Below are 14027 nucleotides of genomic sequence, written 5' to 3' on the forward strand. Positions count from 1 at the left end.
CTTCAAACAATGGTTATATTTATGGTTTCTGCGCCCTGGATCAATCGTCGAGTCTATCCAATATCTGGTTCGCAGTAGCAGAAGGGGAGTGCCCACCGGAGGAAATTTACATTGTGCTGAATGATCGCCTTTGCGACGTGGAGTACACCTCAAATACGATCTCACTTCCCGCTTGCTCCACCTGTAACGATGGCATCCAAAACGGTAACGAAGAAGGTATTGATTGTGGTGGTCCTGATTGCGTGCCGTGTACGATCCCCTGCAACGAAACCAATTTCTCCTATCAGGTTTCTATGAGTGCAGAAGAAATTTGCCTCGGAGACGAGGTTACCGCAACCTTTACCCTAAATGCTACGGGGAATCCGCCGTACTCTGCCTTGGTCTCAGGTAATGGGCTTCCGGTTAGCATTATCAACGATATGCCTGGCGACGGTACGCCAGTTTCTTACACCTTTACTCCGACGGCAACGTCGTCTTATACAATAAGCAACGTTCAGGATGCGGAGGGATGTGGAAGCAATCCTACTTGGGAAGAGTTCGTCTTTGTGGGAGGTCCAGTCAGTGCACCAAACCTTAGCTGCTCCGGATCTACCCTTTCATCTTCTTCTATCTCTTTCGTTGAAGATCCTGCGGCGGATGGTTATACAGTTTCTGTGAACGGAGGGGCGCCAGTATCCATATCTGGAGCCAACTTTACGGCCACAGGTCTGCCAGAAGACACCGACGTTAACTTCACGGTTACGGCCATTGGCGAATTCGCCTGTCCCGACCAAAGTACGACCATAACCTGCCGTACACTTGCTCCAACCTGCGACGACGGTATTCAAAACGGTAACGAAGAAGGCATTGATTGTGGTGGTCCTGATTGCGTGCCTTGTTCTGTACCTTGTAATGAAACAGGGTATACCTACTTTATTGAAGCATCGGAAGAAGAAATATGCAGTGGTACGGAAGTGATTTTCAGCCTCTTCCTAAGCGCTGACAACGGGAACCCTCCTTACGAGATGTTGGTTACTGACCCAGACGGTTTACAAACGATCTATGACCATCCTGGAGATGGTACGGTAGTAACTTTTAGCTCCTTTCCTTTAGCTCCGGGGGCTTACCGGATTGAAGAGTTGACTGATGCCGCATCCTGTACATACAACGCTCCAGCAATAGCAACAATAAATGTTGTCGACCCAATCCCCGACCCAATACTCACCTGCGCGACGACCACCTCAAATTCGATCACCATCAGTTGGGATGTGAATGATGACGCAGAACGTTACGAGCTTTATGTGGATGGAGACGGGCCCCAAATAGTGGAGGGTGGCATGTTCACCGTAAATGACCTGCCGCCTGATGAGGACATAAATTTTGAACTTTTCTTGGTTTCTTCTTCCATCTGCCTCGAACCCTTTAGCATTCTTAGTTGCCGGACTTTGTCAGACCCGTGTGCCGACGACCCGCCAGTAGTAAACACTATTGTTACGACAGAGCTTTGCGGCATTGAAGGAAGAGTTGATCTTTTAATGCTGGAAAGCGAAATATTATTAGGGCAAGAGGCTAGTGTGGAATGGTTTAACGATGCCGCTGGTGAAGAACCTATTATTGATCCACAAAACTTTGCACCTGTGGCCGCGCCTTTTACTGTGTATGTCCGTGTAGTCAATATCAATTGCTCTTCGGCGGTTGCGGAAGTTACACTAGGTCGAACAGACGCTCAGGCACCGCCATTCGTGACTCTTCCAACGATGCTTTGCTCAAACGATCCGGTTTATCAGTTGCCTCAACCAAGCGACGGAACAACTGGCGTATGGACCTTGAGCGGAGAGGGTACCGTAACCTCCATTAATCCAACTTTATATGGAAATACTACGATTCTACTTTCCTTTGAATCGGACTTTGCCGCTGAAGAATGTCTCACCAATTTTGAGCATGAAATAATTATTACGGAGCCTTCGGAACTGAATTTTTCATTGTCCTCGGATACCATTTGTTTTGACTCAGGATTAGTGGCTACTATTCTGGGCGCTGACGCGGGTGCAATGGAGGTTGAATGGAGCGCGGTACCTGAACCGGTAAGTATCATTACTGAAGGCAGTACCGCTACTTTCTTTTTCGCCGAAGCAGGGAGTGCCACCGTTACGGCACAACGCATTGTTGATGGTTGCGCAGGGGATCCGGAAACTGAAACGGTGATCGTAGAGCCCTGCGCTGGTTGCGATCGAATCATTGACTGTATTCCCCAAAACGGGCAGTCGGCCAGTCTTGTCATGATTGATACTTTTGTCGACGTAGGGGAAACCATTTGTATTCCAATTCTGGTCGCGGATCTGTCGGGTTTTGTAGACCTCGGCTTTACCCTTCAGTGGAATCCAGACATTTTCTCTTTCGGAGAAATTCGCAACGTACATCCTGAACTGGGAACCCTGCCGGTGGTTAATACGCCGTACGAGGAAAATGAAACAGCCATCAACGTCAGCGCATCTGGGGATGGACAGGTTTCTTTCTATTGGGCTTCCTTCGGTCCTCAAGACGATTGTACTCAGGCGCCGGGCCTTACGTTGTCTGATGCTTCGGCGCTGTTTGAAATTTGCCTACAGGCTACTCAGGTTCCATTGCAGCCTGAAACCAGCCTGGAGTTTGTTAGTCAGCCGCAAGCGGTGACTGGGAATAAATCCAATCAGTGTCAGTCCGAGAACGATGCATTTGTAGCACAATTTGGGGCCAGAACTGTATTGAACGGAGCCTGTAATCATCCTGACTTCCCGGCCTTAATGGCTCTCTACGACAACACCAATGGCGCAGAATGGAGTAATAAAGAAGGATGGGAACAAGCTGCTGCTGGAAACAACTGCGACCCCTGTTCTTACTACGGAGTGTCTTGTAATAGTGAAGGGCGCGTGCGGAGAATTGCTTTGGAAGGAAATTCAATAAGTGGGGAGTTACCTGAAGAAATAGACGGCTTGACCCAACTGGAGGAAATTTATCTCGGTATAAACCAGATTGGAGGGGAACTTCCCACTTCTCTGGGGGAGCTCAGCCAATTGAGAGTTTTAAGTCTGTGGGCGAATCGTTTGGAGGGTAGTATCCCATCAGAACTAGGCTTGATTGACAGTCTTGTCGAACTCCGGCTTACGGGAAATAATCTTGTGGATACAATTCCTTCCAGTTTATCTCAATTGTTGAATTTAGAGTTACTGTATCTGGACAACAACGAACTATCAGGAGAGATTCCTTTTGCTTTAGGTGAGCTATCTGAATTAAGGGCAATTTGGTTGAATCAAAATCAACTTACAGGATCTATTCCAGAAAGCTTTGAAAACCTGACTCGTCTTGAGCAATTGTTTTTACTTAACAATGAGTTGTCAGGGGAAATTCCAGTAGGTATAAGCAACATTCAAACTTTGGAAAACTTAGTTCTATCAGCCAATAACCTCTCAGGTGCTATTCCTGGTGGATTCGGAAATTTACCCTCATTAGAACAGTTTTGGCTCGCTAATAATAACCTGAGCGGTTGTATTCCAGCAGATATTTATAATTTGTGTAGTGAGAATGTCGACTTCCGATTCAACTTTGGATTAGCTTTTGGTGGACAGTTTTCGCAATTCTGTTCGACCAACGGAACCACTTCCGAGCAAATAGGATTACCATGTAATGACGGTGATTTCAATACTTCAAATGATACTATTGACGGGAACTGTAATTGTGTGGGTCAGCCAATTGTGAGTTGTGAAAACGTATCAGCTCTTCCACCATTTACTTCTGACAGTACATTGTGTCGTGGTGATATTGTAGCATGGACGATTCAGGGCACGGGAGGAGTGGCGCCGTACGAAATAACCTATGTCTACGGGGGAGATACCCTTACTAATTTTGGAGGAAATGGTGGGTTTGGCATCTTTAGTAGCTTTGCGATAGAAATTCTCAGGGTGACAGACGCTGAGGGATGTGTATCTGATCCAGATAACCTTCCTCCTCCATCGATTGCTATTGCACCAGACTACCCTGGCTTTACTTTTGGCAGTTGTGATTTTTCTATAGATGGTGAATTAACGATAAACATTTCACCAAATGTGTTCGCCGAAAATTATCGGGTGAGGCTCAACTCCATAAATAATTCGATTGATACGATTGTTCCTGCCACAGTTCAGAGTTTAACCGTAGGAAACATTATGTCCGAAGAGGAAGTATCTTATTCTCTGTTGTCCATAAACGAATATGGTTGTCTTGGAGTAAACTCCAACTCTAGCTGTATTGCACCAATTAATGAATGCTCCGATGGTGTTCAGAACGGGACAGAAACTGGTGTAGACTGTGGTGGGGAAAACTGCGCGCCGTGCGAGTGTAATCATCCTGACTTCCCGGCCTTAATGGCTCTCTACGACAACACCAATGGCGCAGAATGGAGTAATAAAGAAGGATGGGAACAAGCTGCTGCTGGGGAAGCCTGTGATCCTTGTAATTTCAACGGAAGCCCATGGTATGGAATTACCTGTTTTCAGGAAAGGGTCGTCTGTGTTGATTTGGACGGAGCCCCGGATTGCTCTCCCAATAATTACGGAGGTAATGGGCTTGCTGGGCCAATCCCTCAGGAGTTCTTCGCCTTGGATTCCGTTCAGTGTATATCACTGGCTGGACAAGGTATTACTGGTCAGCTTCCTAGTGACTACACAGGGGTTCCAGCTGTAAGGTGCTTCTCTATCAACAATACGGACCTGAATGGAGTAATTCCACCTGGAATCAATAGCATGACGAAGGTGCGTAATTTCTATCTGGAAGATGGTGATTTTTCTGGTCCCTTCCCTGACGGTCTGCGGGAAATGCAGGACTTAGAGGGCATTTTTATAACATTTAGTGATGTATCAGGACCCATTCCGTCCTGGCTGAGCGAACTGGAGAGGCTGAAGCAAATTTTCCTGCCGGGTAATAATCTGAGTGGTGAAATACCCACTGAACTCGGACTGCTTGACTCTTTGACGACGTTATTTGCTCAAGACAACAAAATTGAAGGTTCAATTCCCCCCGAAATTACTCAGATTTCTTCGTTAGTAGAAATCGCCTTGAGCAGGAATCTTCTAGAGGGTGATATTCCACTAACTCTATTTGATATGCCGAATCTAGAGTTCCTATATCTATACGGTAATGAACTAACAGGTGACATTGGAGAAATAACATCTCGTGTTAATGGAATAAACGCGCTTTATCTGGACAACAACAGTCTTACAGGTTGCTATGAACCCAATGCTTCACTTTGCTCGATGGACGAAATTGTCACCTTTGGTGGGAGTTCTATCCAGGACGGAGAGGTTTACCGCTTTTACAACCAACCTGGTTATAATTTCCGGAATAACGCCAATCTTCCACTGGAGGGAAGCTATGCAGCATTCTGCGCTGGTGAAGAGCAGATCGGGAGTTCCTGTGACGACGGGAGCATTTTGACGGAGAACGATGTCATCACCGAGGAATGTGGTTGTGAGGGTGAACTCCCTACATCAATTACGTTTACCGTTTCCGATCCTGATGGATCAATTGGAGATACCATTGAAGTAACTTTCACTGCTGATACCCTTGAGGATATTATAAGTTTTCAGTTCGGGTTTACATATGATCTAAATATGTTGGAGGTTGTTGATGTATCCGACGAGTTTGCGGACCATGAAGTGAACATCAATGATTTAGTGGACGGAGAGATTTATACGCTATGGGCGCCATCCGGCATAGATGGCGTCACCGGTAGTAACGTTGAAGTTCTTTCCGTCTCTTTCATCGTATTGGATACCTGCACAACCCGGATAAATATTGGTCACCCGATAAGGCCTACTATATTCCTTAAGGGAAACGACTCAACTCCTCCCCTCAACCTTACGGATACGGGCATAGTTAATGCAGGCAGCGATTGCTGCTCGGATGGTGTCCAGAACGGGTCGGAAACAGGTGTAGACTGTGGTGGGGAAAACTGCGCGCCGTGCGAGTGTGATCTGGTGATTTTAAACGGACCGGTTACCCCCGCATCATGTGGTGTAGCCAACGGTACGGCTACAGCATTACATATGGGAGGATTGCCACCTTATACTTATAACTGGTCTAACGGCGACACGACCAGCGTTGCTACTGATCTACCAGCAGGAGATTATACCGTAACGGTTACCGATGCTCTTGGCTGTGTCGCGACGAACCCAGGTAATCCTTTTCGAATTGAGGCTGGTGCTCCTTTGGTCCCCATCTGTCCTGAAGACTTGTTCTTTACTATAGATAGCAATGCAGATAGTTTGCTCTTCGAAGTTGTATCACCGGAGCTGGGGGATTGTGCCGATACTGGAATTACCTACCAAATCTCCGGAGCAACTGCTCTCTCCGGTATAGGGGTTCCTCAGGCCTTAACCCTAAACCTGGGCGTTAATGTGATCTCCTTTGCCTCCAATACTGACACTTGTTCATACATGGTAACTATCGATCAATCAACAGTCGACTGCTCCGACCTGCTAATCTTCTCTCTCGAAGCCCAGTCTGCCGCCTGTTATGGAGATAGTACGGGCCTGATCAACGTGGATGTGGAAGGCGGTTCTGGAAACTACAGCCTTCAGTGGTCTTCTGGCGATACGGTTGAAGATCTTCAAGGTTTAACTCCTGGGGTCTATGTTTTAGATGTCTTTGATGTAGAAACAGAATGTGCCGTTACTGCAGGCTTCTGGCTTCAATCCCCTGATAGCATTCAGGTGCAGTGCATCGTGGATAACGAGGAAAGTATCGGTTCTGCCTTGGTAAACTTCTCAGGTGCTCTACTTCCAGTATCCCTAGCCTTATCAGGGGGAATTGATAGTGTAGTGACTGACTCTTCTGGCGCTGGATATGAGTTCACGGACCTTACGCCAGGCGTCTACGAACTATTACTTACCGATAATAATGGCTGTCAGGAAGTCTGTTCGTTTGAAATTTTAGCTGATCCAGACCCATGTACGGATATGATTATTACACAAATGACGGAGAGCATATGCGCTAACGACAGCATTATGTTTAATGATACGGCTCGGTATATCTCTGGTGTTTACGAACTAACTACAACTTCTTCATCAGGATGTGATAGTACATCCATATTGATTCTGGAGGTGTTTCCATCAATTGAAGAACAGTTTACGGATGTTATTTGTCAAGGCAGCGATTTTTTCTGGAATGGAACATTTCTTGATGAGCCAGGAATATATATAGATACCTTAACTTCATTTATAGGATGTGACAGCATAATTCAATTAGAACTCATCCTGGAGGCAGTGCCCGTAATATCGCTGTCGCCAAGCGACAGCTATCTCTTATGCCCGTCAGGGTCTACAGAACTTACCCTCGTACTAGAAGATGATCAAATCGTTGAATGGAGGTCAGATCCAGATGCAATAACGCTTGGTACGGAGCCAGTACTTGACGTATCTTCTGCGGGTGTATACCGCTTCTCAATCTTTGATACGATTACAGGCTGTGCTATTGATTCGTTTGTGACAATTATACCCGATCAGAGGACGCCAGAAGTAGTTTGTCCAGAAGATACGACTGTACTACTTAACACGGGCCAATACACTTCCATTATTGTACCGTCGGGAGTTCCAGAGGTGATTTTTTCTCCTTGTGGTGACATTACTATTACTTCTGCAGAAGACCTGGAACTTGTGGAAACGGAAATTTATAGTTGGGACTACCAAAGTGCCAACGGTCAGGGAGGAAGTTGTGAACGCACTATTAACGTTGTAACTACGGATACCACGACTATCTACGTGGACGAGCCCAATATTTACCGTCGTGGAATAGATACGCTAATGATTCCTATTGCTATCCGAAACTGGAGCAACGTGGAGTCGTTTACTTTCGATCTAGAAGCGACTGATCAAACCGCTGGCGGAGTGCTTGTTCCCGTAGCTCTGGCTCCTAATCCTGCCTTCGTGGATGGCATCGGAATTGAATTACTCTCTCCGACCAGAATCAGCGTTACATGGGCATCGAATATCGGAGAACTGGATGTACAATCTGACTTCAAACTACTCGAGATCCCGATGGTCGTCACCGGAAACCCAGGTGACTGTGTTGACCTTCACTTCGGAGCTACGCTGGAAGATGTGGCAACCGCTTTGATGGAAGGGCAGCAGATATACCTGTCTACGGTTGATGGGACAGCCTGCCTTCCACTAACCGCTAATATAGGCGGAAACATTTCCCGACTTGAAACCGACCTGTCACTCGTCCCGCTGGCTAATGTGGACCTGCTACTTTCATCAGAAGATGGGGATTTATCAGATACTTCAACAGAAGATGGACGGTACAACTTTTCTGCCCTGGGAGTAGACCTGTCATACGAAATCACACCTTCCCTTGAGGATAATTTCCAGACAGGCATAGACCTGCTAGACGTGATTCTGTTGCGTGATATTTGGCTTGAGTATGATAACCCCGTTACCATCAGCACGCCGTACCAACTCATCGCTGCCGATGTTTTTCCAGATTGTAAGGTAGATTTTATCGATCTCACCTTTGAAGTACAAATGATGCTTGGCGGAATTGATTCCTTCCCAGGAAATACTCCTTGGAGGTTTGTTCCTGAAGCCTTTGAATTCCCGGAAGACTATGAGCTTTGCGACCCCGTATTCCCAGAGTCAATTACTTACAACCCCCTCTTGGAAGACGAACTCTCCGGAAATTTTATTGGTATAAAAACGGGGGATTTAAGCTTAAATGCACCTTCACCCGAATTGACAGGGGAGTCCGAGATCAGCATAGACGATCAGTTTTACCTGCAGGGTGATACGGTTCACGTTTCTACGTCATTAACCCCTGGTGATTTAGCGGCTTATCTGAAATATCGCTACGATCTTGAAGCTTTACAGTATTTACCAACCTACAGTCAGATTGAAAACCATTCATTCCGCTCAAGTATCAGCAAAAAGAAAGGGCAGGTAGAACAGGTTTTGGTCGATGTTTTAGGTAAGGACGAATTGACTTTCGTTGCACTCCGAGATGGTCGGTTGTCGGAAACACTTTTTTTGCAGAATGGAAGTCGGGTTGTCGATGCTGATCGAAATCACCACAGAATCGATATGCAATGGGGGAGACACAGGGCTGATGTTGCTATAACGGGGTTCACAGTTTCCCCCAACCCCTTCAACAATCAGTTGTCAATCCGATTTGAGCAACCGCTGCAGACTGAGACTTTACTAAAGGTCTACGATTTCTCTGGTAGAACACTTGTGCATAAACCGCTATTGAGAGGAACTGAAAAATATACTTTTGAAGTCAACGAAAACAATTGGCCTCGTGGAATTTACCTGATAACAGTAGAAAGTAAAGGCGTTGTTCGAAGTAGAAAAGTTATCAGACGATAGTCCTTAAGAAAACACCCAACGAGTAAAAAAGAACAAAGGCCCATGTCATTTCTGAAACAAGTACTGATAATGTTATTTATTGGAAGCGTAAACCTCATTGCGCAAGATGATCCGCGTCTTGTAGTCAATGATGCAATTGCTTGTAGTACGAATACAGTATCCGTAGCCGTGACGACTGAGGGCTTTGTTAACGTGATTGATATAGTCTTCAATTTAGATTGGAACACGGACTCTCTAGAACTTATTGATGTGATTTACCCCCAACAGGACGACCTTCCACTTGGCTATCAGTATAACGAAGCGATCAACAAATTCTCTTTTTCTTCAACAGACTTAATTTCTAGCCCTCTTAGTGATACAACCACGTTAATGGACGGAGACACCTTACTTATACTCCATTTCAACGTTAGGGCACGTTCCGCAGAACAAGTAATTCAAAGCACATTTTTTTCCGCCCTCTTTAGTTTAATGCTCTTCAACGATTCTGGTACTTTGGCAGAGACCGATATCACAATCGTTCCTGGGGTAGTCTCAATAGAGACTAGCTGTGAGCCTGAACATCAATCTGAGCCAAACTTATACATCGGAAGTGTGGCTGCTTGTAAAGGGGACACCATAAAAATTCCAGTAACGGTAGATAACTTTGCCCGGGTTATTGATATGATTTTTTCTCTTGATTGGAACGCCGATTCTCTCAAATTTATAGAAGTAGACTACCCACAAGGAGATAACCTGCCTATAAATTATCAGGTAAATGATCAACTAGGAAAATATCTGTTTGCCTCTACCGATCTCATCAATAGTCCAATCAACGATACTACTACTCTGAGAAATGGAGACACTCTCCTCTGCCTAAGATTCGAGGTCTTGGCGGAAACAACTTCACAAACGGTGCAGAGTACATTTACGCCTGGACTCTTTAATCTAATTTTGTACGAAAGTATGGGAGAGTTAGAAGAACTGGATATTACAATCAATCCGGGAACGGTAACCCTCAACAGTGAGGTTATCAACTTCACTGTACAACCTGATACCATCAGTTGCGAGCATCCGCAGGCCGAACTGTTAGCTGTCTCGGAGAACCAAGGTACAACCTTTACCTGGTACCAAAATGGAGCGTTAGTAGCCGAAGGAGCCGAATTTCTGACGAATGACAGCGGAGTGTTCAATGTTGTAGCTGAAAACGAGGCGGCTTGTCAATCCGAATCCCAGGTTGAGGTGTCAATAGACACTATTATGGCGCAGCCGCAGGTGCAGGGTGGAGTTATAACCTGTAGAGTAGATTCAGTACAACTCAATGCAATAGATCTTCAGGTAAACTACAGCTATTCCTGGAGAAACACAAGCAATGTTTTATCGAATGGTCCAACCCATTCAGTTACCGAACCTGGCTTATATAACCTTGTTTCAATTAATACTGATAATGGATGTAGAGATACCTCTTTTATCACCGTCGACATTGATACAATACCTCCGGAAATTGAATTGATGACTGGAGAAATTACCTGCTCGCAACTATCGGTGCCCTTAGCTTTCAGTTCTGCTACTCCTAATTTACTAAGCACATGGAGAACAAATGGCGGTGTGCCTCTACCTACTCCAACAGCTCAAAACCCGGGAGTTTATAGTGTAATCATAACTAACCCAATTAACGGATGTACGATTCTAGACTCCGTTCTGGTACGAAGAAATCAAACTCCCCCCGCTTACTCGGTAAGTGAACAAGGGCAGGTCATTCTTAATTGCCGGCAAACAGAAGAAACAATTTCTGTAGACTATGAGGGAGATTACTCCATCGCCTGGTCCGATGAGCCGGGAACAATCACCGCAACCAACGACTCGATTTTAATCACAGCTCCCGGAGAAGTGCTTTTAATTGTCACCAATAATGATAACGGATGCAAAGATTCTACTCGCCTATCTGTAATTGCTGAAACTCAACCTCCAGCGGTTAACATAGTTGCCCCTGTTACTTTCAACTGTAATCTAGGAACTGCTTTCGTTGAAATTATGGGTAGCAATACATCATCTTACGAATGGAGCCACTTAAACGGAGGCACTGTCGCAGCAGTAACGTCCGACTCGTTCTTGGTAGTCTTACCGGGGAGACTTATACTGAAAACAACGGATAACCTAACTGGATGCCAGCGATCAGATACTATTGTGATAAACTCCGCCAGTGACCAACTTGCGTTTTCTGGATTAATTATTGACCCGGGTTCTTGCAATTCGACAATGGATGCCTCTCTTATGCTGGGAGAGGGTAGAGGTGGAACAGGGCCATATACCTATACTTTTGAAGGACAAAACTACCTACCTTTTCAAATTATCGAAGACTTAGCTCCTGGTAGCTACGAGCTGACTATAAATGATAGTGGGAACTGTTCCAAAGACACCGTTCTTGTTCTTGAACCAGCCGAGGAGTTACAATTCTCAATAATTGGAAATAACCAAACTGTAGCTTTAGGAGAAACTATCGAAATGAGCCTGTCTGGTGGCTTTAATCCAGATTTTACCTACACTATCGATTGGATGACAAGTGATACAACCTGTACAGGGTGTGAAACTTTCTCGCTGAATCCTCAGCAGACAGATGACTTTACCGTTAACATTTTTCGGTCTGACGGTTGTTCCCAGGTCCTTAGTGGGGGCTATATCGTCGATCGCCGCCCTGATATTTATCTGCCAACGGCATTTAGCCCTAATGGAGATGGAATTAATGATAACTTGATCCCTTTGTACGGGCCCCAAGTAGAGAAAATAACAGAATTTCTCATTTACGATCGCTGGGGTAAAGAATGTTACCGCTTCTCAACTCAGCGTGGATTTTATCCTGAAGGATGGAATGGAATTCACAATGGCAAATCGTCTCCTCCAGGCGCCTATGTCGCGATTGTAACTTTCCGATTATCTGATGGGACTCCGTATACTCTTTCTCAATCTTTCAATCTTCTTCGATGATATTCAACATATACACAAGTCGCAACTTATTAATGCTCTCTTTCTTGATTGTAGGGAGCTGTAGCAGCTTTGCTCAAAACTGTCTGGGAGGTGGGCTAACTCTTTCTTCACAACAGCAAATTAATAATTTTCCCAATGATTATCCAGGATGCTCCGTCGTGTTAGGTGGGCTTACAATCACAGAAAATACAACCGGATCGATTACAGATTTATCACCTTTAGCTCAACTCACGCGCATCGAAGGACGGTTACTTGTCTTCGACAACAGCTCACTTGCCTCTCTGACCGGGTTAGACAATATTACTGAGGTTACTTCCAGCGTAAGAATCAGTAAGTGTGATGGCCTGAGTGACCTTGCGGGACTCGGGGGTGTGACGGATATCAGCAGTTTCCTCTCCATCGATAATAATGATAATATTACTCAGTTACACGGACTAAACAGTTCACTTACCATCGGTGGAAGATTAGAGATTGAAAACAACCCTATGCTTCAGAGCCTTGACGGGGTTCGAGGGGTTTCTAAAGTAGGAAACACCACGCTTTCAATAATCGACAACATGATGTTGAGCAACATCGGGGGATTGGAGAATATAGACGTGGCCACTATCGCAAATCTAATAATTGAAGATAATGTCTCCTTAGAAATATGCGAAATTCCATTAGTCTGTAACTATCTTTCTGTCCCCAGTCGATTAGCATCAATAACAGGTAATGCTGTGACATGTGCCTCCCGCCAAACTGTGGAAGCAGCCTGCACTGCTCTACCCGCAATTTACTCCTACTTCACAGTCCGCCCAGAGGGTAAGAGCCACCTTCTCGAATGGGAAACTACTTACGAACTGAATAACTACGGCTTTCACATTGAGCACAGCACCGATGGAGTTCGATGGGTGAAACTCGCTTTCGCTGACGGTGGCGAAAATGAGGGTGTTTACGCCTGGAGTAATGAAAACCCTAGCCCAGGGAATAACTTCTATCGCCTTCTTCAGCAGGATTATGATGGTACTATGAATTCATCGCCTATACGCTCTGTCTACCAACGAACCGGAAATGCTTCTGACCTGCTAGTTTATCCTAACCCAGCAACTGCAAATATTACTATTGCTGGGGTGGGGGATACCGAAAATATTATCATACGCTTGTTTGATCAAAATGGCCGAGTAGTCAGGTCGGTAGTAAACAATAAGAACGTGTCACTGGATGGACTCACTCCTGGCATCTACGTGCTGGAAGTACAAACGGAATTCGAGGTTAAAGTGGCTAAGTTGATGGTGCATTAGCGGACCCTTGCTAACACCAATTGAATTGAAAGAGTGGGTTGGGGGCCTTATTTCTAATACCAACAACTGTTATCTCGACAGCGATCCGGTCGGTGCCCTGATAGATATCTTTGACTGCTGGCTTTTATTACCCCATATTCAGAGCAAGCAGAAAGTGGAGCTCCCCACCAAAACGTGTGTATCACGAGATGCATGGCTTAAGCAGCCTGCACGATTTTTTTCACCATTTCCCATGCCTTGCTGCATCGATAGCACCTTAGGTTGGCTATGTGCGTATTCCGGAGTTACTGACCCCCTCATTCCGGAGTATTGACCCCCATGTGGATAACTCGCGCTTGTTAGGGTTACGAAGATAAGTTTTCAGATCGTTTCCTCAGACTTTTTCCTTTGAGTTCGACCCGATGAGCCTTCGGGATGATCCTGTCCAGGATGGCAT

At 45.5% G+C, this 14027-nt stretch carries 3 protein-coding genes; all 3 read left to right on the forward strand.

Going from position 1 to position 14027, the window contains the following annotated elements:
* The first annotated feature begins 113 nt into the window (after positions 1–113).
* From FUA23_RS16715 to FUA23_RS16725, 3 genes are read left to right on the forward strand one after another with little or no spacing between them, the layout of a single operon-like run.
* Positions 114–9350 carry a T9SS type A sorting domain-containing protein gene (locus FUA23_RS16715; RefSeq protein WP_147931909.1) on the forward strand — a complete coding sequence of 3079 codons (9237 nt, stop codon included), beginning with the start codon at positions 114–116 and terminating at the stop codon, positions 9348–9350.
* Between the two features lie 42 nt (positions 9351–9392).
* Positions 9393–12311 carry a T9SS type B sorting domain-containing protein gene (locus FUA23_RS16720; protein ID WP_147931910.1) on the forward strand — a complete coding sequence of 973 codons (2919 nt, stop codon included), beginning with the start codon at positions 9393–9395 and terminating at the stop codon, positions 12309–12311.
* The gene (locus FUA23_RS16725) at positions 12308–13591 is read left to right on the forward strand and encodes a T9SS type A sorting domain-containing protein (RefSeq protein WP_147931911.1); all 1284 of its coding nucleotides are present in this window, start codon (positions 12308–12310) and stop codon (positions 13589–13591) included. The genes FUA23_RS16720 and FUA23_RS16725 overlap by 4 nt, the downstream gene beginning before the upstream one ends.
* Positions 13592–14027: the final 436 nt, after the last annotated feature.

This window comes from Neolewinella aurantiaca, assembly GCF_008014675.1.
Taxonomy (GTDB): Bacteria; Bacteroidota; Bacteroidia; order Chitinophagales; family Saprospiraceae; genus Neolewinella; species Neolewinella aurantiaca.

What these genes read in the sequence shown, in the direction of transcription:
- FUA23_RS16725 (WP_147931911.1), top strand. Translation starts at nt 12,308, where the DNA reads ATGATATTCAACATATACACAAGTCGCAACTTATTAATGCTCTCTTTC.
- FUA23_RS16720 (WP_147931910.1), top strand. Translation starts at nt 9,393, where the DNA reads ATGTCATTTCTGAAACAAGTACTGATAATGTTATTTATTGGAAGCGTA.